The organism is Levilactobacillus sp. FUA 3915 (assembly GCF_044053135.1).
GTDB classification, from domain to species: domain Bacteria; phylum Bacillota; class Bacilli; order Lactobacillales; family Lactobacillaceae; genus Levilactobacillus; species Levilactobacillus lanxiensis.
The window spans coordinates 2,753,570-2,772,407 of record NZ_CP168704.1 but is presented as its reverse complement, the minus strand read 5'-3'; the positions used below and the strand labels follow the sequence as shown (position 1 = coordinate 2,772,407).

Below are 18,838 nucleotides of genomic sequence, written 5' to 3'. Positions count from 1 at the left end.
GTCCCTCCTTATCAAGCCAGTCGGACGCCGATTCCCCAGACGGAGACGATATAGTGTGGCTGTTCAGCCAACTCATTTAGTTTGATCCGAAGATTACTAAGATGAACGTTGAGGGTGTTCTCGGCATTTTGATAGGGTTCACCCCAGACCGCTTCGTACAGCTGAGCCTTTTCAAAGACCTGGTGGGGTTCCTTGAGGAGCAATTTCAGCAGGTTGAATTCCTTTTTAGGTAAGACTAAGGGCTGGTTAGCAACCGTGATATGATGGGTATTGCTATCCAAGCAAATTTCGTTAAACTTTAGGACGTCAGGCGCTGGCTGAATCGCCGAGGGCAACGCGCGTAGTTGAACTTGAATACGGGCCAACAGTTCATCGATGTCGAACGGTTTGGTCAGGTAATCGTTGGCCCCTGCTTGAAGTAAGGCCACCGTTTTGGTCTTCGACTGAATGGCGGTCAGGACCAGAATGGGCACACTAGAGGTTTTACGAATCGTCTTCAGGACGCTTTCACCAGTAATGTTCGGCAACATCAGGTCTAGAATGATTAAGTCAGGTTGCTGATCATTAAAAATCTGTAAGGCACTGATGCCATCTAAGGCAGTTAAAATTTGGTAGGTGGGGCTGAGGACATCGTGCAGGAGGTCCTGAATATCGGTATGGTCTTCCACGATTAGAATTTTTTGCATCGTTTTTATAAGTCTCCTTAAGGTACGTTTCAATTATAGTCGAATCGGTTCATCGTCACAATTTAGATTAAATTAAGGTTTATTTATACCGGAGCTTTAGAAAGCTACCGTACATTAATCAGTGTTGAGAACGCTGAGGGGGGAATTCATTATTAGTGAGAATGTTTTAGTCGTCAAGCATGTCAGTAAGCAATTCGGGGAATTTCAGGCGCTGACTGACATTAGCATGACCGTCAAGGCGGGGGATATTTACGGTTTAATTGGTGAAAATGGGGCGGGGAAGACCACGTTGATGCGGTTGATTACGGGGTTATCCCATTTAACTGCAGGAAAAATTACCTTGTTGGGCGAATCAGTGGGTCACTATCGCCATGCGCTACGGCGAACGGGGGCCATCATTGAGAATCCCGTTGCCTTTCCCAATCTGACCGTTAAACAAAATTTGAAGCTGTGTGCGATTCAACACGGCCTTGCCGAACCACAATTGATTCCGGAAGCACTAGCGTTTGTGGACCTTACGGCTAAACAGGCAACCAAGGCCAGCCAATTATCGCTGGGGCAACGACAACGACTGGGCCTTGCCCTAGCCATCCTACCCCGCCCGGATTTTTTGATTCTGGACGAGCCCATCAATGGTCTTGATCCAAGCGGGATTATCGAATTCCGTCAATTAATCAAGCGGCTGAATGAAGAGCGCCACACAACCATTCTGATGGCGAGTCATATTTTGTCGGAACTGTATCAGGTCGCTAACCGATTTGGGATTATTCATCACGGCCGATTGATCAAGGAGCTGACCAAGACGGAGTTAGACGTGTTCAATCAGTCTGGTCTGGAGATGACGGTAGACCGGGTAACACTCGCAGGTCAGGTCTTAGACCAGGCGGCCATCGGCAAATTTGCGATTCTCGATGATCATCATCTCATCGTTCAGCGGACTACACTGTCGGCCGCAGCGATTAACCGGGCACTGGTCGAAAATGGGGTTGCCGTTTCGGCGGTCGTTCAGCGTGAAAGCTCGTTGGAACAGTACTATACCAAATTGATTGCTGAGGAGGACCAGGTGGATGTTGAATCAGATTAAGGCGGATGCTTATCGTCAAATTCATAGTCGGGGGAGTTATTTCACGCTCGCTGCCGCCATCCTCTTAGGTGGCATGATTACGCTTAATGGCAGTTTCTACGGTATCATGGTCAGCTCGACCACCATGCGTCGCCTGGGGGCAGCCAATTGGTCGGCGTTGACCGGCCTGAGGAGTGCGACGTTATCGGCAACGATTCTACTGTACTTAGCGATTGCCTTGTTTGTGCTGGTGATGGGTCAGGAATTTTCTAAGAGGGTTTATAAAAACACCTTAGTCTCGGGGATTTCACGACTGGCTTTTATGATTAGCAAGCTGATTACTCTGCTGGTCGATGTACTTGTCCTGACACTTAGTTACTACGGGGTTGTTATTCTAGTTGGCGGATTAACCGGTTGGTCGGCGGGAGCACCACTGCTCACTCTGGTACAGACGCTGGGCATGATGTTACTGATGATTTTGCTTTTTACCGACGCAATTCTCAGTATGGGCGTCATCGTCTTGATTTTGACCGATTCAATCGTGACCGCCGCGCTATTTATTACGCTGTGGCCGGTCTTAATTGCAACCTGTTCGGACGTGTTGGGTTGGCGGTGGCTGACGTACATTGATTTTACCGATGTTGTTCAGAAGCTAGCTTTGGGAACGTTGAAGATCACTAGTCTGGTTCCATACGTAGTCGTGTGTTTGGCCATTATTATTGCCGCAGGTGGGGCTTCGGCGATGATGTTACAGCATAAAGAATTATAGGGGAGATATCGGTAGATGAGTAAGTATAAGGTTAAGGTGAAAGGGTTAATCGCCGTCCTAATTGTTGTGTTCTTAGGTGTTGAAGCCGTCAAGATAGCCCGAATGCCACATCATTTAACGACTCAGCAAATTTTGCAACGATTCAGTTGGCATGTAAACACGAAACAGGGTTCTGTCGGAATTGCTAAGTTTTCTAAGTCAATGATGGAAATCACCCACGCCCATTCTAGTCATCACTATCGTTACTCAGTTGATGATTATAATCAGGTGTTAAGCATCAGAAGTGGCCGTCTTAGGGGCCGGTACGCCATGAAAATGGATACGATTGATTATAAACTGGTTCCGGAAAAGGGGCATCGGGGGCAGCAGGACATTCGATTGATCAGAATCGATTGATGGGAGGCAAAGAAAATGCTATTTTTGCTAGAGTTACCTTTATTTTTGTTGCGAATGGGATTACTGATGTTCAGATTATTTTTCCACTTATTTTGGGTTGTTCTGATAGTCTTTCTGTTAGTTGGTGTCCTGGGTTGGAAGGTGATCTTGCCGATTGTTTTTTAACGGGTGTCGGTAAATAGATAAGCTCGAAACGATAGTTCAGTCAATGGCATAGGTCGTTGACTGAACTATTTGTGATTTCTGGGGATTAGATTGTTTTGTTTCTCAATGGTATCGCTTAGACTAAACAATTGATTGAGGAGGGAACCACTATGGACAAGAAAGCAGTCATCATCCGTAAGTATTTTGAGCTTTCAGATTTAGCATCGGCTGATGAGCATGCTCTGCATGAAATAATTGGGCTCTTTTCAGCTAAAGCCGTTGTTAAAGGTGCCAATAGTTTTGTCGCCAACACGCCAGTAACAATCGCGAGTTTCTTTACGCATTTCTTTCAAGACAATCAAGAGCTACACCATCTGTGTCATGTTGTGATGGATAATGGCGCTTACAAGGCTGAATGGGTTGTCGCGGGCCGTAAGCGTAGTGGCGAGCTGTTTGCCTATCACGGATTTGATAACTATGAGTTTGATCAAGATGATAAGATCAAATTTTTGCAGGTCGAAATTGGTTAGTACAGGGTTACATTGAAAAACAAAAATTGGCCTTAGAAATTTAACGATTTCTGAGGCCAATTTTTTTACGCGCATTGGCTCACCGCTAGATTCTCATCGAATTAGTCGGTCTAGCTCCTATTTTGCGGTAAACTTAAGTTAGCAAGTAAACACCAAATACGTTGAAGAAATCGAGGGAGTCGTATGTTAACGGACAAACAGATTGTGTGGGCCATTCACCAAATGGAAGAGGAAATGGGACCGGTTGGGCCATCCTTGGATTCGCGGACACCCTTTCAATATTTAGTCTCAGTGATTCTGAGTGCGCAGGCGACCGATGTGTCGGTGAATAAGGTTACCCCCACGCTATTTGCCAAGTATCCCGAACCCAAAGATTTAATGGCAGCCAACGTGACCGACGTTGAACTGATTATCAAGAGTGTCGGGCTCTTTCACAACAAGGCACGCAACATCATCAAGACGGCACGCATCGTACACGAGGAGCTCAACGACGTGGTGCCAACCGACCGGAAGGGGATCATGGCCTTGCCAGGGGCGGGGCGGAAGACGGCCAACGTGGTCTTGAGCGATGTCTTTGCTCAGCCAACCTTTGCGGTGGATACCCACGTTTCGGCCATCTCCAAGCGGCTGCATTTTGTGGACCAATCGGCATCCCCCTTACAGGTCGAAAATAAAATCGTGAGCGTGCTCCAACCAGAAGAGTTACATCGCGCCCACCACACCATGATCGAGTTTGGCCGGAAATACTCGATGAAGCTGACGCCAGACAAGGAAGTTTGTCAGTTGATTATTGATTGTGATAAGTTGAATGAGGAAAATGAGGCTGAAGTCTAGAGTATCTTAGGATTGATGGTCTAGATTGTTGGCAATTTGCTAGCTTAATTGCTATGAATAATATTTATGGTACCTGCATAAATTTTTAGAGACTTGCGGGGTCGAATACGCTATGATAGACAGTGAGCAAAAGATCCCTGAAGGAGGCCATCAACATGGCAGATGTCTTATTAGTCATAGATCTTCAAAATGGTGTTTGTTACGGCGACGAAACCGCTGTGAACTTGCCCCAAGTTATCGCTGGTGTTAACGCACGAATTGCGGCGTACCGGCAAGCGAAAAAGCCCATCGTTTTCGTCCAACACACGGACGCAGACCTGGTCAAGGGCACGCACGATTGGGAATTCATTCCCGAGTTGGTTTACCGGGACACGGATCCCGTTGTCAGCAAAACGCACGCCAATGCCTTTTACCACACCAATTTACGGCGCGTCCTGACCGGATTTGCCGCGGAGTCATTGGAAATTTGTGGGGCCCAAACGGAATACTGTGTCGACACCACGGTTAAGGTGGCTCACGGTATCGGGTATGACTTGGAAATGACGCGGGGGTTAACAACGACCGTGGACAACCAATTCATGACGGCTGAACAAACCATTGCCTTCTTTGAGGGCATTTGGGATAAGCGCTTCGTCACGATGCGAGAAGCGTAATCAGATAATTTAATGTCATTTCAAAGGCGCCTTGAGCTGTTTTTAATCAGTCGAGGCGCCTTTTTATGCGGAAATTTTTAGTTAGCGGGACCGTTTAAATAGCCAAAGCAGGCCACCGAGAATGCAGCCAATCAGGAGCGCCCGAATGCCCCAGCCAATCAGCCAGAGTGTTAAGAGTTGCGGCAATAGGTGGGCCCAATCAATCGTTAAGTTCAGGAACATAGTTATCAGCCTCCTGTTGATAGGTTAAGAGAATGCGACCAGCCGAGTGTTCTGTCATCAGGTGGTGCTGAGCGGTCTTGACGGCGGTAAACGGCAGCCGTTTTTGAATCACCGCCGTGAGGGTTCCCGTCGCTAGCTGGTCGAGCAACCACCGATAGTTACCAGGGGTAATGGCCCCACTAGCAAAGGTGAATGCTTGTTCCGGGAAAGCTGGCTGATAATCCGGTAACGCTAGGGACAAGATATTTACCGGTCCCAGTTCAGCGCTTAAATGATCTAGTAGTGATGTATTGCCAGCTAAATCAATGAGTTGGTCGACATTAGTCGTTGTCAGTTGTTCTTCTAGTGGTCGGTCGTATTCCAGGACGTGTTCGGCGCCTAAATCAGTTAATAAGGCGTGGCGGCTGGAATGTCCCACGGCAATGACGTGACAGCCCGCCAACCGGGCCAACTGGACCAGGTAGGTACCGACACTCCCGGTGGCGCCGGTGATGAGTACCGTTTCACCCGCGGTCAATTGGGCCTTTTTCAAGGCAAAGTAAGCGGCATCGGCGCCACCAATCACAGTTGTGGCATCGGCCAAGGATACACTTTGCGGAACTGGAAACAGGAGTGGCGGTAAGGCCGAGAGTAGTTGTTCCTGATGGCTGCCAGTCAGTTGAATGCCAATTACGGGTTGGTTGTGTAAGCGTGGGTGCCGCAGCTGACCAACCTCGCGGACAATCCCGCCGAAGCCGTAGCCCACCACAATGGGCAGTTTGACCGGGCGACGTTGCTTCAGTTGACCGGTCTCGGTGAGTACGTCGTAGGGCATGACCGGGGTGTAGTGGGTCTCGACTCTGACGGCGAGTGGATTCAGTAATTTTGGCGTGGGCCTCGTCGCGAGGGTCAACGCGTCGATGCCGTTGTAGGAATCTTGCACGATAGCTTGCATTAGCTGAGCACCTCCCGAGAGGATTCGGCGAGGGCGATTAGGTGGTGGAGTTTCTGGGCAAAGGCCTGTTGAGCGATGGGTGCCAATAAGCGTAGGGGTAGCGGCAGGCCACCTGTGCTGGTGACGCGGAGTTCTTCGGTGAGGATGGTGTGCGTCGCTTCTGTGGCTAGGCTGAAGACGAGGTCATAGGCCAAGCGGCCGCCCTGACTGTGGTAGATAATTTGGTCGGCAGTTGCCGTGACGGATAGGTCTTCATGTTCATTGAGAGCGGGCGGTTGACGGGTAAGCTGAAATTTAGCCGTGATCGTTGGGACGACTTGGATGAGCTCTTCGTCCCACAGCGGCAAGTTTTCCGGGTGGACGAGAATCTCGTGCAAACGGTCGGGGCGAGCATGAGTGCTGATGACGTTTTGGAATAAGTTTTCTGACATTGAAAAAGGCCTCCCTTGATTGGATGGCCTTACTTTAAGCGTTTTGACTGATTGTTAAAAATCAGAATACTGATAGTCTAAAATTTTTCGGGCACCTTCTCGTGAAATAGGTCCGATAAAAATTGTTGTTTCTGCCGAGCGGCTTCGGCATCGTTGGCATGACCAGCCTGCTCGGCCAGTTCTGCCAACAGACGGTAACTGTTGGCCAGCATGTAATGCGAGTCATGGTCGGTGATGTAGGTGATTCCGGTTAGGAGGCGTTCTGTAGCGACCGTGGTATCCTGCAAAAAATAGGCAGTCAGGGCGGCCAGGTAGAAGAGGATATTGTTATTTTCTTCGTAGGGGCTTTGGTCGAGGTTGGCGAGCGCCTGCGTGATTAACTGCGCTGCACTCTCGGGTAGCTGTTGTTTGGCGTGCACGGTGGCGAGCGAGGCCAAGGCCAGTCGCGTCAAGGTGGTGGGCGTCCGTTCCTCGGTCATGGTCGTGGCGAACCGCAGATCCTTCTCAGCCGCAGTGAGTGTCGGGTCGACGTGCAGTTGCGCCACGCCCAGATAGTAGTAATAGGCCTGTGTCTGTTGGGCGGTGGCCACGGCATCTTGGGTACTGGGATCCGTTAAAAAGTCGGCCAGTTCCTGGTAGCGGTGCTGATTACAGAGCCGTTGCATGTGAGCGTTCAGCTGATCATCCCCGCTAATGGCAAAGTCGGTCGCCAGGCTGATTTCATCGAGTGAAATATCTAGACGGTGGCAAAGCGCCAGCAAGAGTTTAGCATTGGGCGTGTACCGGTCATTTTCGATGGCTGACAACATAGACTGGGCACAGATGCCGGTCGCAACGGCCTTTTGTGAGCGGTGCTGGTGCTGGCGAACTTGCTTGAGCGTGGTTCCGAGTGACATGACGTTTCCCCCCTGGATGAGTAATTAGGTCTAATTTACCTGGTTTTGATGAAAAATGCTAGTGGCAAGCCAAAAAATTGAAATTGTGTTGTGTGTGGAGCAAATGCGTTGATTAATGTATCTACATGGTATATACTTCCTAAAACCAGTGATTGGAGGAGATTAACATGGCAACTACTGAAGAGCAAATTCATTTGGCCAAATGGGGAAACTCAAAAGCTGCTAGAATTCCCAGTAAGATTATCAAACAATTAGATTTAGATGATGATCAGGAGCTGACTGTCAGGGTTCAAGATGATTCAATTGTTCTAACACCAGTTAAGAAACAGCCATCCAATATTCATGAGTTGTTTGCAAATTGGAAAGATGATGGTAAGCGTGATCAGGAATTAGACTGGGGAAAAGCGGAAGGTCATGAATTACCATGGTAAGCCAAGGTGATATATTTTTCATAGATTTTAATCCCAGTCGTGGTCATGAACAGATGAATCGACGACCTGCGATAGCATTAAGCAACGACCTAGTCATTCAGACGAGTCATATGACTATTGTTGCCCCCATCAGTAGCACAAAACGTAATTTCCCGATGTATTATCAGTTAAGCAGTAGTCGACAAGTGTATGGAAAAGTATTATTGGATCAAACAATTGCGCTTGATTTACTTGCTCGAGGGGTTACGGAGGATTCTATTGTTGATTGGGTATCCAAAAGTGAATTAACTGACATTATTAATCGATACAAGCTTTTGTTTAGTATTGATGAGTGAGTCCTATGGCATGTAGCGAAAAAGAGCAAAATCGACTACAAACTCAGGACAGAAGCGTAACTCTGTTTGCTTTTTGAATAAAACACTGTATATTGTAGACAGAAGCTAAGGGCAGTTTTTAGCTTCTGGTTGGTCAGGCAACCTAAAATCCAGATAATTTTTGCTAGCGGTTCTGCTACTAGCCCCGTCTGCTGGAGACAAAAAATCCAGATAACTTCTGTCAGTGGTTCTGCTACTGATGACTCCGTCCGCTGGGGGCCAAACCTGCTTTTAATAAAGGCTATTGACACCAGGTTAACTTGATGTCAATAGCCTTTTTCTAGATAGCACTAGGAAAATTTGTCTGTTATTCTGTCGTTAAGGAATCGAAATCAATGACCGTGAGTGACTTGTAGAATGAAGACCATTTTAGTGAGCAAGTGGTCACTCCCCTAAAAGATTGCACCTTTACAACATCTTAATATATTACAGTCGAAATGCCATTGACACATTTCTGTAACATGCCTATACTAGCTTTAATCTTTGGAAGAGGAGTGGGATTACATGAAAAAATCTTTAGTATTGATGACTGTTTTAGGAATGGTTGCGCCGTTGGCATTAGCTGTACCGGCTTCTGCTAAGAGCACGACGGCTGTCGCCACTGCGGCAACGGCTAAGCAAAGTAAGACCTATACTATCGTTTCGTCTAACTTCTTCAAACAGGCCAAGACGGTGCACACCAAGGATGCCAAGCCGATCGTTTACAAGGCCAGCATTGCCGCTGATCGGCCAACCATGACGTTGACGGCTAAGGGGAAGCTGAAGTCAGGGACCACTTACAAAGTGACAAAGCAAGCCAAACTGAAATTAAACGCCAAGAAAAACCAGACCTACAGCTACGTTAAGGGTCAAGGCTGGGTCGTTGCCAGCAAGTTAACGGCCGGCAAGTTTAAGACCGCTGACGGTGTGAAGGCCAAAGCTGTGAACTACACCATCGTTTCGTCTAGCTTCTTCAAACAGGCTAAGACGGTGCACACCAAGGACGCCAAGCCAGTCGTTTACAAGGCAGCCATCGCCGCCGACCGGCCAACGGCAACCTTGAAAGCCAAGGGTCAATTAAAGGCTAGCACGACTTACAAGGTTACGAAGCAATTAAAGTTAAAGAATTCAGCCAAGAAGACCCAAACGTTTAGCTACGTTAAGGGCCAAGGCTGGGTCTTGAAGAGCGCTTTAACCAGTGGGCAATTCAAGAACGCTGACTAATTGGGGAATTAGTTTGACGCGTGAATGGTCACTGAAGTAAGGGGCGTAAAGCATCGGTCATCCGAGAGGTGGCGGTGCTTTTTTGTTTTGGAGAATCAAAAGGCTAGAGCACGCGTGATCAAACCGCGGTGTCCTAGCCTTTTTCGGAATCGATTGGGGGAGAAACCAAGGAATTTAGTCACGGTCCCAGTCAGTATCCGCTTTAGAAATACTGTCACGGAAGCCGGTCCAGTCATTTTCGTTAGAGAACAGCTGATTGCGTAACGGCGTCAGGATCAAACTATCCCCATTGTTAGTAATTTGATACCGGTCGCCAATCTTGGCATTAAGTGTTTCAGGCAGAATTATTCCCAATGAATGATCAAATTTACGAATGGTTGTTTCCATAGCATTATCACTCCTCGGGTGAATAGGTTTAATACAGCGTCTTCTAACTTGACGCTTTCACCCGCCCCAGTTTACCACTTACCCAGCAAAAATTGCCACTTACCCCAATCACCGAGACGCCACGCGCACTTACGGTGTATTCTCCTGGCATAGGAGATGAGGCAGATGCTATTAGAAGCGCAACACTTAACCAAGACCTTTTGGGATCACATTGCTGTTAACGCGGTGGACCTGCAGATTGAAAAGGGCAGTTTTACCGCACTACTGGGGCCAAACGGGGCGGGCAAGTCGACGACCATGAATATGTTGATTGGCCTGCTACAACCAACGGCTGGCCAGGTAACCTACGACCATGACCCCAAGCTGGGTGTGGTCTTTCAGGGCAGCGTGCTGGACGATATTTTAACGGTCCGGGAAAATTTACAGATTCGCGCTGGTCAGTACCGGCACGTCCCCGCTGACCGGGTCACCGTTTTGAGCCAGCAACTGGGACTTACCACGTTTATGGCCCAACGCTACGGCACCTTATCCGGTGGGCAACGGCGGCGCGTCGACATTGCCCGGGCACTGATCAACGAGCCGGACATTTTATTCTTGGATGAACCCACGACCGGTCTGGATATTCAGACGCGGCTGGCCATCTGGACGCTGATTCAACGGTTACAGCGAGAGAAAAAGCTGACCGTCATCCTGACCACACATTATCTAGATGAGGCCGACTCGGCGGACAACGTCATCGTGATTGATCATGGCCGAATCCTGGCTCAGGGTACAGCGGCTGATATCAAGACTCGCTACGCGGCGGACCAGTTAACGCTGACCTCTCCGGACGTGGCGCAACTAGCAGCTCGGGTGGCTCGGCAGCCAATCCGGCGCACTGCCGACCAACTGGTTTTTAGCCTCCCAACGATGCAGGCGGCGCTCGACATTTTAACGGCCAATCGGCCATTGATCAGCAACTTTGAATTCCGGCCGGGCACCATGGATGATGCCTTCCTGGCCTTAACGGGAAAGGAGATGCGGTAACATGCTAGCCATGATCAAACGCAACTTACTGCTATACTTTCGGGATCACAGCGGAGTTTTCTTCTCACTCTTGGGGGCGCTCATCTCGTTTGTGCTATACCTGGTCTTTCTGAAGAAAAATATGTTAGCGAGTTGGCACCAAATGCCGGACGCCAAGACCTTGCTCGATACGTGGTTGATTGGGGGTACACTGGCCATTACTAGCATCACCACGACTCTCAGCAGTCTGGCGTTGATGGTCACCGATAAGGAAAAACACATTGCGGACGATTTAACGTTGACCGATGCCGGTCCGTTGCGCTTATTCACCAGCTACCTGATCAGTGCCGCGGTGATTGGGACGCTGACGCAGCTGGCGATGTTTGGCATCATGTGGGGTGGCTTTTACCTGACGGATGGTCTGACGTTGTCGGGGACGGCCGTTCTGAACACGTTGGGACTCATGGTCACGAGCTCTTTGTTGGCGGTTGTGGTGAATGCGGCCATTGTCCAAGGCATTCACACGGTGGACAGTTTAGGCAAATTAGGGACGATCATAGGAACCGCGGCCGGATTTCTGGTGGGCACGTACATCCCCATTGGTGCCTTGCCTGGTTTCGCGCAGAGCATGGTCAAATTCATTCCCGGCAGCTACGTGGCGGCACTCTACCGGCAATTTTTGATGGACGACAAGCTGAAATCAGCCTTTGCTGGACATTTGGCAACGCGCCATACCTTTGAACGATTGATGGGTATCCGATTAAACTGGTCGACCTTGTTGACCCAACAGGAAACTTACCTCATAATGGGATTAATCTTTAGCGGTACCGTGGTGCTGGTATTTGGTCTGAAATGGCTACAGATCCAGCGCCGACGCCAGTACCTGCGCGAACGGTAACTGAAAATGGGGGGATCAGCGTGCGGCATAAATTTGAACAGAATGAGACGATTGATCCGGCTGATCCCCTAGTGGTGGTGGAAGCGGCCGCCGAGAGTCCCGAGACAGCGGCGATTATGACCTACCTGGGGAACTACCAGGTGGCGCATGCGGGAATCATTCCCGTGAAGACGCCGGATCGGTTGGTGATGGTCAAGGCGGCCACGATTATTCTTGCCGATGTGCAGCATGAGACGCTGATGCTGTACACCACCACGGACACGATTACCACGCACGAAACGTTGCGGCACCTGGTCCAACGCTTAGCCAACCCTAATTTTGTGCAAGTCTCCAAGCATGGTGTGTTAAACCTAGACCACCTGCAGTCCTTGGAGGACAGTTTCTCTGGTAACATGACGGCAATCTTAACGAATCAGCTCAAGACCGCCGTGAGTCGTAAATATGTTAAAGACTTAATGAGCCAACTGGGCTTGTAGGAGGGGGAGCTATGACTAAAATATTCAGGTACGCCATCAGAGGTGTGGGTTATGGCGCCGTGGCCTATCTCGTGCTGATTGCCTTTAGCGTGGCCCCCACCAACGTCTCCCCGAAAAACGTGGTCAGCCTGCTTTTGGCGAGTGGGGCAATTGGTGTTCTCAGTATGATTTTTGACAGTGACCATGAAGCCGTGGCCTGGCCACTGGCGTTTGGGATTCATTTGGTCGGGACGGCCGCACTGATATTAGGGCTGATGTTCTATAATAACTGGTCCATTGGCGTTTCCTTCTGGATTGAGTTTGTCCTGATTTACGTCGTCGTTTGGGCCGTCGTCATGTTGGACCAGCACCTCCGTGTCAGTCAGATTAATCAGGCGTTGAAGCAACGGCATAAATCGTGATGATAGGGGAATTCAAAAATCAAGTCTAGTAGGATGAGTGAAATGCTAAATCAATTGCAAAAAAGTGACGCATCTGTCCAAATTTTTAAGGCCCTAGCCGACCCTATTCGCCTGGCCATCATTCAATATCTCAATCAGTTGGACCACGAGGTGGCATGTGGTGAGGTCGGTCGTGCCATGAACATCAGTAAGACGTCCGGGTCGTATCATTTTAAGATCCTCCAGGAAGCGGGATTGATCACGGTAAACAAGGTCGGACGTGAAAAATATGTCCAGCTAGACCGCTCGACGTTTGACCACTACTTGACCCATTTCTGGCAGAATCTTTAGCACATTAGACCATTACAGAGTCGTTCCCCTGGGAGCGGCTCTTTTTAATTTTGGTGCTTGTCAGCTGACAAGGGGCATGCTATGGTTACATAGTTCAAAACATTTTGAACTATTAAGCAACCTTAGGAGATGGGGCAATGACAGGGGAAACGCATCGATTGAAATGGATTCTGGGGTTAACCTCGTTAGGATTTTTCATGGCCATGATGGACGCGATGATTGTGACAACGGCATCGACGGCTATTCGCACCGATTTTCAGATTTCAGTGGGGACGCTACAGTGGGCATTGAATGCCTACAATATTACCATCGCAGCGATTCTACTGGTTGGCGTCGCCTTGGGTGAGCGCTGGGGGCGACGACGCGTCTATTTGTGGGGAATTCTAATTTTCACCATTGGTTCGGTATTTTGCGCGTTGGCGACCAATATTAGTTGGCTCATTCTGGCACGAATCGTCGAGGGGCTGGGGGCCTCGGTCATGACGCCTATGTCGATGGCCATTCTGACAAACGCTATGCCTGCCAATCAACGGGGCCGTGCCCTAGGAATCTGGAGTGGCATTGGTGGCCTGGCCTTGATTGTGGGCCCGTCTTTGGGTGGATTCATCGTGGCCCAATTGACTTGGCAGTGGATTTTCTGGATCAATGTTCCCGTTGGCCTCTTGGGTATCCTGTTGTCGCGGCATTATTTGCCAGAGAGTCAGGGACAACGAGAACCGATTAGTCTACTTGATAATGCGTTGATCATTATGGCCATGGCGGGAATTATTTGGGCATTATCCGCAGTGACCACGGGTGACAACCTGAGTCTCGTCTTGGGTATCGGGGGACTCAGTATCGGAGCGGCTGGCTGGTTTCTGATTCGGCAGGCCCGGGAAGCGTTGCCCATGGTGCCACTGAGTCTTTTCCGTGAGGCAACCTTTATGGCTGGCAATCTCGCAACGGCTTGCCTCTACGGATCAATGTATGGGGTCGTTTTCTTCCTGCCACAGTATCTGCAGGCCGGACCACGGGCGACGGCGTTAACGGCTGGGCTGGAATTACTGCCGTGGACGGGAACGTTGGTCTTAGTGGCACCATTCGCGGGAAGAGCCGTCGACCGCTTTGGTGAACGGGGAGTGGCGACGCTGGGCTTACTGTTCCAAGGGTTGGGTTATTTATTGTTGGCGGTGTTTGTCCATCAAACTTATGCGTGGTTAATCTTACCGCTAATGCTGGCTGGCGTTGGATTATCAATGGCAGGGCCGGCATTACAGAAAGCGGTGCTGGGGGCGGTGCCGAATGTCATGATTGGCAAGGCGTCTGGTATCTATAACGTCTTTCGGTTGTTAGGTGGGGCGTTGGGGACAACAATTTCAGTAATGATTTTCTATCAATTTCACCAGTTGGGATTTGTTAGCGGTTTTCAGGCAATCATGATTGGGGCGGGCGTGATTTCGCTGCTGGGCATGGTTTGGTCCGCACGGCTAAATGAGCGTGCTTGAAATTTTGGACAAAGGGTTCAAGGCAGCAATTAATTTTCTGTTTTGGATTTTGTGTACAGATTATTTGCTCGATTGTTTTGTTGATTTTACAAATCATGGCTAATAAGTAGTTTTATTGTTGTGCGTGATAGGTCTAGGTCGTACCATCAGTTCAAATTTATTCGAAGAGAGGTGATTCGTATGGAGAAGTTAGTGATCTTAATTTTGACATTGGCAACATTGGGAATTGCTGGCCCGGTGATTACCAAAGTAGTGGTTAATTCACAGGTCCGCCAATCAGCTTACTGGTTACCTGAAGGGAGTTTTCCGGATGATGGCGATTTTGGTGATGGTCTGCATCAAGGCGGGTAAAATTTTGAAAATTTATTTACAGAGTTTGTTTTCAGTGAGCCTTTATCTAATTTTAGTTTCACGGACGGTTGGAACAACAATTATTCTTGATCACAGTATTTTTACCATTTATTTCGTTTTGTCATGGCTAATCGCCTATCCATTCATTGCCCGTCAAAGCCCAACGTGGCTTAAACATTTGGGGAAAGATCAAGTGAATACTGCTATGCAGTTTCACAGTAGCGATTTGGCTAACTATGATCGGGGGTCTAACTGGCGCGTTGCGCATACCCGTGTTTCTTATTTGCCCATCAAGACTACTATGCCTAGTACTGGATGGGGGGCGTGGTTGATTCGTCAATTTTACTGCTTTGTTTTAATTGTATTTGCACCCATAGTGTTGATTAAGCGAAGACTTTAATAGATTTTGAAGTCCAGATGGTAATTTCCGGTCTGGGCTTTTTGGTTGATAAGGTGTTTGTAACTGGATATTCTCAAGGCAGTCGCATGTTTATCATTTACTGGCCAGTTGGCGTTTACTAGCAGTAGCTCAGACGATTGGAGGCCCAAATGTTGAATCGGTTAATTGCCCACGTTATTGTCCCCACTAACAAGGGCATCGTGGTGCTTCGACGAACGCAAATTGAACGGGGAAAAGCAAATGTTTTCCCCGGTTGGTGGGACCTGCCGGGTGGCTTAACCAGCGACGGTGAGTTTCCACAGGCAGCGGCGGTAAGGGAATGTGCGGAAGAAATTGGCCTGCGGGTCACAATTCAGCGAATTGTTCTGGAAACCTCAAACGCCGATGTGGCTAAGGCGACCTTGTTCACCAGGCTAATTTACTTGGCGGATGAGGTTGACCTTGGGAATGGGCAAAACATTCGGTTAGACCTCGCTGAACATGATCGCCTTCAGTACCTGACCTCACTGGATCAGCTGACGGAAAATCATCGGCTCATTCCCTATGTGGTCACCGCGGTCAGCCGGGTACTTAAAAAATAAGTTCAAGGGAAATAGTCCTTGGGCTTATTTTTTGTCGCCGTCAGGGGTTTGTAAGTTAACCGACTCAGAAGCGTGAACATGTCAGCACTTTGCGGGGATTTAGGCTTTAATGGAGGCGGAAAGGAGTGACTTACCGATGACTGACGAAGAAAAATTGCAACGTATTTACGCGGCGGCGAGTGAACTGTTCATTCAGCCTGGCTATCATGAGACTCAGATGCAAATGATTGCGCAACGCGCGCAGATGGCCGTGGGAACCCTGTACCGCTTGTTTAGCGGCAAGGAAGCCCTGCTAGACTATGTCTTCCTGACAACGCTACCGACAACCGTGGACCGCCCGCAAACGTTTCCCTTACAGCCGGTTGATCCGAGAGAACTGGTTCGGCGCACGGAGGCCGCGTATGCTGGCTGGAATCATCAGCTGGCCGGACAGCAGGCCACCGACTTTGACCAGCTACTGACGGCGTTATTCACGGCATTCAAGCGGTATGCGCGCTACTTCTTAATTCTTGAGCACAATCCCACGGTCAATCCGGCCCTGACGGCACTATACCGGCAACAGCGGCAAGAAATTTATCAGCGCGTGGGCGATTTTTTTCAGCGCCAACGGCCCAACCTGGCTGACCCGCAACGTAACGGGGTAATCGTGGTGGACCTGGTCTTCTGGTGGTGTGCCCATAAGCGCTATGACAGCTTTGAAACGGAGATGGCGCGTAGTGATGACGAGCAAATGCTGGCCGTCGTCCGCGACATGTTGCGGCGAAGCTATCAGTGAGCCCCTTAATTAGCTAACCGGTCAAAGGCACCGTGAATCGCCACCAAAAATGGTAATTTTGGTGGGAGTGTTTAGACTGGGTGGCAATCGAATGAATGATTCGTTCATTCGTAAAAGGGGGAAAGTCACATGAAATCTCAAGAATGGGTCTACCTCAAGCATCATCCAGCACTTTGGCGAATCCTATTAGGCATCTTAGTGATTCCGTTGTTCTATGCCGGATTATTCCTGGCGTCCGTTTGGAATCCATATGGAGAATTGCATCATTTACCCATGGCCGTCGTCAATCAGGACCGGGCTACACGGACGTTGAATTGGGGGCGAACGGTGTCACGAGAGTTGGTTAAGAGCAAGTCGTTACAGTTTCACCGAATGACAGCGGCGAAGGCTCAGCGTGAATTGAAGGACGGTCGGCTATTTCTAGTCTTAAAGATTCCGGCCAACGCGTCACAAACCCTGAGTCATTTGGCAACGGCACCGAAGCAGTTGAAGGTGACCTATGACACCAATGCCGGTCAGAGCACGGTAGCGTCGAAAATGGGCGCGACCGCGATGCAGAAGCTGCAGACAACGCTGAACCAGTCGACGATTCAGGCCGAGTTGCAAGCCAGTCAAGCAGTGGCCCGGCACCTTGGCCAACGGTTGACGTTGACGGCTAAGCAATTGGGCCAGCTGCAACAGGCTAGCACCGCCGGCTTACCAGCGGCACAGCTCGCCGCGGCAACGCAGAAAATTGTGAATGGGTTAACGCAGGCGGGTGTTCAACTCAGTGAGGTCCGGCGAGCGGATCAATTGAAGCAATTGGCCATGCCCGTGAAGTTGACGCAGCATGACGTGGTGGCCGTCGCCAACAACGGGACCGGCATGGCGCCGTACTTCATGGCGATCTCTCTGTTTGTGGGGTGTATCACGCTGAATATCATTTACGATGCCCGCAAGCGTCACGGCAACTACCGAAACTTTGCGTTAGCTTGGTTGGATAAAATGGGGTTCCTCTGGGGGTTCGTGGTGTTGGCGGCATCAGCCATGTGGTTAGGCGTGTGGTACATCATTGGGCTGCGACCACTGGAGCCGGGGAAAACGTACCTGCTGTGCCTGTTGATTGTCTTGGCATTTTTCAGCTTGGTGACCTGTTTCCGGTTATGGTTTGGTCTGACCGGGGCGTGGTTAATGCTGCTGTTCATGCTCTTTCAAATTGGGGCGTCGGGTGGAACGTATCCGATTGAACTCACCAATCCGTTCTACCGCGCCGTTCACCCGTATTTACCCATGACCGTTGCGATGGCGGGGTTGCGGCATACGATTTCACTGGGCGGCTCAATTGCGGGGATTAGCTGGATTCTAGCCGGAATTGCGGTCGTCTTTAGTTTGGGCACGCTGGGGTATTTTTACTGGCACCGGACGGATTCGGCGGTGCTGTAGGTAAATAAACATCTTGCGGTCAAATGTAAAAGGGGAGCGGATTCCATGTTGGGAGTTGCTTCCCTTTTGAATTATAAGAGCTTAGCGGACAGTAAGTGATGTTTAGCTCCTAGGAGTCGCTTTACTTTGAATGCCTGTGAGAAATTGCTAAAGTGAGTAAGAAGTGAGGTGGGGAGCTCATGGGATTCATACCAGGTAGTGAAACAATTAAAATCTCTAGTAAAAGACAAGTTGTCATGCCGTTTGTTTTCAGGGAAAGGCTTATCATTTCGAAAAGTAATCAGCTAAGGGTCACCCGCAATGAAGATGGACAATTAATGTTGGAAAGGTTTCCTTCTAGTCTTGATTGGAAAGAATTAATTGCAGGTATGCCGGTTGAGCGGGTAGACATTGATAGTGATGGACATTACGATTCTAAAAAATCACCAAGTTTTGACGAGTGGATGCATGACGAGTGATAGTTTGTTCTGATGAGCCTATGGATTTTTGGATGACATAGTTGTGCGCATGTAAACAGGCTCAAGTTCTGTAATGGAACCTGAGCCTGTTTATGGCTAGTTTTAATTTAAAAAAGTTAAAGTTCGATGTTTATTGAATAATCCAGTAATTTACTTTAATATTTTGACCAGGTAAACTATCCAGCCGACAGATACGCCGATAAATAATGCATTTATATTAAGTAATAGGAAGGTAACTGACAGAATCAGCCAAAACATCGTTGAAAAGAGGACTTTTTTGACACGTTTGTCATTATTAACCAAA

The 18,838-nt window shown here is 49.1% G+C and carries 28 protein-coding genes; 22 read left to right on the top strand and 6 right to left on the bottom strand.

The annotated features are described in order from the left end of the window. Positions 1-11: 11 nt before the first annotated feature. Positions 12-686 carry a response regulator transcription factor gene (locus ACEPST_RS12860; RefSeq protein ID WP_204120732.1) on the bottom strand — a complete coding sequence of 225 codons (675 nt, stop codon included), beginning with the start codon at positions 684-686 and terminating at the stop codon, positions 12-14. A 151-nt stretch (positions 687-837) separates the two neighbouring features. On the opposite strand from ACEPST_RS12860, the gene ACEPST_RS12855 reads away from it, so the two are divergent. The 7 genes from ACEPST_RS12855 (at position 838) to ACEPST_RS12825 (ending at position 5,075) form a co-directional block, all read left to right on the top strand. After that, positions 838-1,770, top strand: coding sequence for an ABC transporter ATP-binding protein (locus tag ACEPST_RS12855; protein WP_204120882.1), 933 nt, complete (start codon positions 838-840; stop codon positions 1,768-1,770). Beyond that, positions 1,754-2,518, top strand: a complete 765-nt coding sequence (locus ACEPST_RS12850) for a hypothetical protein (RefSeq protein WP_204120731.1) — start codon at positions 1,754-1,756, stop codon at positions 2,516-2,518. The genes ACEPST_RS12855 and ACEPST_RS12850 overlap by 17 nt, the downstream gene beginning before the upstream one ends. A gap of 15 nt (positions 2,519-2,533) precedes the next feature. Beyond that, positions 2,534-2,914, top strand: coding sequence for a hypothetical protein (locus ACEPST_RS12845; protein ID WP_204120730.1), 381 nt, complete (start codon positions 2,534-2,536; stop codon positions 2,912-2,914). Next, on the top strand, positions 2,914-3,096 hold the full coding sequence (locus ACEPST_RS12840; RefSeq protein ID WP_203638253.1) for a hypothetical protein: 183 nt from the start codon (positions 2,914-2,916) through the stop codon (positions 3,094-3,096). The genes ACEPST_RS12845 and ACEPST_RS12840 overlap by 1 nt, the downstream gene beginning before the upstream one ends. A gap of 132 nt (positions 3,097-3,228) precedes the next feature. Continuing rightward, positions 3,229-3,588: a hypothetical protein gene (locus ACEPST_RS12835; protein WP_204120729.1), complete on the top strand. Its 360-nt coding sequence runs from the start codon at positions 3,229-3,231 to the stop codon at positions 3,586-3,588. 183 nt (positions 3,589-3,771) lie between these two features. Beyond that, entirely contained in the window at positions 3,772-4,422 is a 651-nt protein-coding gene (locus tag ACEPST_RS12830; RefSeq protein WP_204120728.1) for an endonuclease III domain-containing protein, read from the top strand. 155 nt (positions 4,423-4,577) lie between these two features. Beyond that, the gene (locus tag ACEPST_RS12825) at positions 4,578-5,075 is read left to right on the top strand and encodes a cysteine hydrolase family protein (protein WP_204120727.1); all 498 of its coding nucleotides are present in this window, start codon (positions 4,578-4,580) and stop codon (positions 5,073-5,075) included. An 81-nt stretch (positions 5,076-5,156) separates the two neighbouring features. Here ACEPST_RS12825 and ACEPST_RS12820 read toward each other — a convergent pair whose 3' ends face one another. From ACEPST_RS12820 to ACEPST_RS12805, 4 genes are all read right to left on the bottom strand, one after another. Next, complete coding sequence (locus ACEPST_RS12820) at positions 5,157-5,297, bottom strand: hypothetical protein (RefSeq protein ID WP_204120726.1); 141 nt, start codon at positions 5,295-5,297, stop codon at positions 5,157-5,159. Then, positions 5,275-6,231, bottom strand: a complete 957-nt coding sequence (locus ACEPST_RS12815) for a quinone oxidoreductase family protein (RefSeq protein WP_204120725.1) — start codon at positions 6,229-6,231, stop codon at positions 5,275-5,277. Before ACEPST_RS12815 ends, ACEPST_RS12820 begins: the two co-directional genes overlap by 23 nt. After that, complete coding sequence (locus tag ACEPST_RS12810; protein ID WP_203645798.1) at positions 6,231-6,662, bottom strand: SRPBCC family protein; 432 nt, start codon at positions 6,660-6,662, stop codon at positions 6,231-6,233. The genes ACEPST_RS12815 and ACEPST_RS12810 overlap by 1 nt, the downstream gene beginning before the upstream one ends. A 77-nt stretch (positions 6,663-6,739) precedes the next feature. Next, positions 6,740-7,558 (bottom strand): helix-turn-helix transcriptional regulator, encoded by an 819-nt coding sequence (locus tag ACEPST_RS12805; RefSeq protein ID WP_204120724.1) that lies wholly within the window; start codon positions 7,556-7,558, stop codon positions 6,740-6,742. A gap of 167 nt (positions 7,559-7,725) precedes the next feature. Between ACEPST_RS12805 and ACEPST_RS12800 the strand changes: the two genes are divergently transcribed. The 3 genes from ACEPST_RS12800 (at position 7,726) to ACEPST_RS12790 (ending at position 9,566) form a co-directional block, all read left to right on the top strand. Further along, on the top strand, positions 7,726-7,989 hold the full coding sequence (locus tag ACEPST_RS12800; protein ID WP_204120723.1) for an AbrB/MazE/SpoVT family DNA-binding domain-containing protein: 264 nt from the start codon (positions 7,726-7,728) through the stop codon (positions 7,987-7,989). Beyond that, positions 7,983-8,324 (top strand): type II toxin-antitoxin system PemK/MazF family toxin, encoded by a 342-nt coding sequence (locus ACEPST_RS12795; protein ID WP_204120722.1) that lies wholly within the window; start codon positions 7,983-7,985, stop codon positions 8,322-8,324. Before ACEPST_RS12800 ends, ACEPST_RS12795 begins: the two co-directional genes overlap by 7 nt. A 543-nt stretch (positions 8,325-8,867) precedes the next feature. Next, positions 8,868-9,566, top strand: coding sequence for a hypothetical protein (locus ACEPST_RS12790; RefSeq protein WP_204120721.1), 699 nt, complete (start codon positions 8,868-8,870; stop codon positions 9,564-9,566). Between the two features lie 174 nt (positions 9,567-9,740). Here ACEPST_RS12790 and ACEPST_RS12785 read toward each other — a convergent pair whose 3' ends face one another. Further along, positions 9,741-9,953, bottom strand: coding sequence for an antitoxin MazE (locus tag ACEPST_RS12785; protein ID WP_204120720.1), 213 nt, complete (start codon positions 9,951-9,953; stop codon positions 9,741-9,743). Positions 9,954-10,118: 165 nt separating this feature from the next. Here ACEPST_RS12785 and ACEPST_RS12780 point away from each other — a divergent pair, with 165 nt between their 5' ends. The 12 genes from ACEPST_RS12780 to ACEPST_RS12725 all read left to right on the top strand — a co-directional run bounded on the left by ACEPST_RS12780 (position 10,119) and on the right by ACEPST_RS12725 (position 18,534). Next, positions 10,119-10,979, top strand: a complete 861-nt coding sequence (locus ACEPST_RS12780; protein WP_204120719.1) for an ABC transporter ATP-binding protein — start codon at positions 10,119-10,121, stop codon at positions 10,977-10,979. A gap of 1 nt (position 10,980) precedes the next feature. Next, a complete protein-coding gene (locus tag ACEPST_RS12775; protein WP_204120718.1) occupies positions 10,981-11,856 on the top strand; it encodes an ABC transporter permease in 876 nt (291 codons plus the stop codon). After that, positions 11,811-12,332: a LytTR family DNA-binding domain-containing protein gene (locus ACEPST_RS12770; RefSeq protein WP_395390970.1), complete on the top strand. Its 522-nt coding sequence runs from the start codon at positions 11,811-11,813 to the stop codon at positions 12,330-12,332. The genes ACEPST_RS12775 and ACEPST_RS12770 overlap by 46 nt, the downstream gene beginning before the upstream one ends. 11 nt (positions 12,333-12,343) lie before the next feature. Then, positions 12,344-12,733 carry a DUF3021 domain-containing protein gene (locus tag ACEPST_RS12765; protein WP_204120716.1) on the top strand — a complete coding sequence of 130 codons (390 nt, stop codon included), beginning with the start codon at positions 12,344-12,346 and terminating at the stop codon, positions 12,731-12,733. A 42-nt stretch (positions 12,734-12,775) separates the two neighbouring features. After that, a complete protein-coding gene (locus ACEPST_RS12760; RefSeq protein WP_204120715.1) occupies positions 12,776-13,063 on the top strand; it encodes an ArsR/SmtB family transcription factor in 288 nt (95 codons plus the stop codon). Positions 13,064-13,200: 137 nt separating this feature from the next. Next, positions 13,201-14,547, top strand: a complete 1,347-nt coding sequence (locus ACEPST_RS12755) for an MFS transporter (RefSeq protein WP_204120714.1) — start codon at positions 13,201-13,203, stop codon at positions 14,545-14,547. 180 nt (positions 14,548-14,727) lie between these two features. Next, the gene (locus ACEPST_RS12750) at positions 14,728-14,898 is read left to right on the top strand and encodes a hypothetical protein (RefSeq protein ID WP_203645769.1); all 171 of its coding nucleotides are present in this window, start codon (positions 14,728-14,730) and stop codon (positions 14,896-14,898) included. Further along, entirely contained in the window at positions 14,858-15,298 is a 441-nt protein-coding gene (locus ACEPST_RS12745) for a hypothetical protein (protein ID WP_204120713.1), read from the top strand. The genes ACEPST_RS12750 and ACEPST_RS12745 overlap by 41 nt, the downstream gene beginning before the upstream one ends. Positions 15,299-15,447: 149 nt before the next feature. Next, a complete protein-coding gene (locus tag ACEPST_RS12740) occupies positions 15,448-15,879 on the top strand; it encodes an NUDIX hydrolase (RefSeq protein WP_204120712.1) in 432 nt (143 codons plus the stop codon). 136 nt (positions 15,880-16,015) lie between these two features. Further along, complete coding sequence (locus ACEPST_RS12735; RefSeq protein ID WP_204120711.1) at positions 16,016-16,654, top strand: TetR/AcrR family transcriptional regulator; 639 nt, start codon at positions 16,016-16,018, stop codon at positions 16,652-16,654. Positions 16,655-16,783: 129 nt separating this feature from the next. Continuing rightward, positions 16,784-18,076 (top strand): YhgE/Pip domain-containing protein, encoded by a 1,293-nt coding sequence (locus tag ACEPST_RS12730; RefSeq protein ID WP_204120710.1) that lies wholly within the window; start codon positions 16,784-16,786, stop codon positions 18,074-18,076. Positions 18,077-18,255: 179 nt separating this feature from the next. After that, positions 18,256-18,534 (top strand): AbrB family transcriptional regulator, encoded by a 279-nt coding sequence (locus ACEPST_RS12725; protein WP_239064483.1) that lies wholly within the window; start codon positions 18,256-18,258, stop codon positions 18,532-18,534. Positions 18,535-18,838 lie beyond the last annotated feature (304 nt).

Bases quoted from the DNA above. Each gene is read 5' to 3' on its own strand.
- ACEPST_RS12740 (WP_204120712.1), top strand. From the start codon at position 15,448: ATGTTGAATCGGTTAATTGCCCACGTTATTGTCCCCACTAACAAGGGC.
- ACEPST_RS12820 (WP_204120726.1), bottom strand. From the start codon at position 5,297: ATGTTCCTGAACTTAACGATTGATTGGGCCCACCTATTGCCGCAACTC.
- ACEPST_RS12780 (WP_204120719.1), top strand. From the start codon at position 10,119: ATGCTATTAGAAGCGCAACACTTAACCAAGACCTTTTGGGATCACATT.
- ACEPST_RS12815 (WP_204120725.1), bottom strand. From the start codon at position 6,231: ATGCAAGCTATCGTGCAAGATTCCTACAACGGCATCGACGCGTTGACC.
- ACEPST_RS12835 (WP_204120729.1), top strand. From the start codon at position 3,229: ATGGACAAGAAAGCAGTCATCATCCGTAAGTATTTTGAGCTTTCAGAT.
- ACEPST_RS12810 (WP_203645798.1), bottom strand. From the start codon at position 6,662: ATGTCAGAAAACTTATTCCAAAACGTCATCAGCACTCATGCTCGCCCC.
- ACEPST_RS12765 (WP_204120716.1), top strand. From the start codon at position 12,344: ATGACTAAAATATTCAGGTACGCCATCAGAGGTGTGGGTTATGGCGCC.
- ACEPST_RS12795 (WP_204120722.1), top strand. From the start codon at position 7,983: ATGGTAAGCCAAGGTGATATATTTTTCATAGATTTTAATCCCAGTCGT.
- ACEPST_RS12845 (WP_204120730.1), top strand. From the start codon at position 2,534: ATGAGTAAGTATAAGGTTAAGGTGAAAGGGTTAATCGCCGTCCTAATT.
- ACEPST_RS12770 (WP_395390970.1), top strand. From the start codon at position 11,811: ATGGCTACAGATCCAGCGCCGACGCCAGTACCTGCGCGAACGGTAACT.
- ACEPST_RS12830 (WP_204120728.1), top strand. From the start codon at position 3,772: ATGTTAACGGACAAACAGATTGTGTGGGCCATTCACCAAATGGAAGAG.
- ACEPST_RS12750 (WP_203645769.1), top strand. From the start codon at position 14,728: ATGGAGAAGTTAGTGATCTTAATTTTGACATTGGCAACATTGGGAATT.
- ACEPST_RS12760 (WP_204120715.1), top strand. From the start codon at position 12,776: ATGCTAAATCAATTGCAAAAAAGTGACGCATCTGTCCAAATTTTTAAG.
- ACEPST_RS12800 (WP_204120723.1), top strand. From the start codon at position 7,726: ATGGCAACTACTGAAGAGCAAATTCATTTGGCCAAATGGGGAAACTCA.
- ACEPST_RS12730 (WP_204120710.1), top strand. From the start codon at position 16,784: ATGAAATCTCAAGAATGGGTCTACCTCAAGCATCATCCAGCACTTTGG.
- ACEPST_RS12745 (WP_204120713.1), top strand. From the start codon at position 14,858: ATGATGGCGATTTTGGTGATGGTCTGCATCAAGGCGGGTAAAATTTTG.
- ACEPST_RS12850 (WP_204120731.1), top strand. From the start codon at position 1,754: ATGTTGAATCAGATTAAGGCGGATGCTTATCGTCAAATTCATAGTCGG.
- ACEPST_RS12755 (WP_204120714.1), top strand. From the start codon at position 13,201: ATGACAGGGGAAACGCATCGATTGAAATGGATTCTGGGGTTAACCTCG.
- ACEPST_RS12805 (WP_204120724.1), bottom strand. From the start codon at position 7,558: ATGTCACTCGGAACCACGCTCAAGCAAGTTCGCCAGCACCAGCACCGC.
- ACEPST_RS12840 (WP_203638253.1), top strand. From the start codon at position 2,914: ATGGGAGGCAAAGAAAATGCTATTTTTGCTAGAGTTACCTTTATTTTT.
- ACEPST_RS12735 (WP_204120711.1), top strand. From the start codon at position 16,016: ATGACTGACGAAGAAAAATTGCAACGTATTTACGCGGCGGCGAGTGAA.
- ACEPST_RS12785 (WP_204120720.1), bottom strand. From the start codon at position 9,953: ATGGAAACAACCATTCGTAAATTTGATCATTCATTGGGAATAATTCTG.
- ACEPST_RS12825 (WP_204120727.1), top strand. From the start codon at position 4,578: ATGGCAGATGTCTTATTAGTCATAGATCTTCAAAATGGTGTTTGTTAC.
- ACEPST_RS12775 (WP_204120718.1), top strand. From the start codon at position 10,981: ATGCTAGCCATGATCAAACGCAACTTACTGCTATACTTTCGGGATCAC.
- ACEPST_RS12860 (WP_204120732.1), bottom strand. From the start codon at position 686: ATGCAAAAAATTCTAATCGTGGAAGACCATACCGATATTCAGGACCTC.
- ACEPST_RS12725 (WP_239064483.1), top strand. From the start codon at position 18,256: ATGGGATTCATACCAGGTAGTGAAACAATTAAAATCTCTAGTAAAAGA.
- ACEPST_RS12790 (WP_204120721.1), top strand. From the start codon at position 8,868: ATGAAAAAATCTTTAGTATTGATGACTGTTTTAGGAATGGTTGCGCCG.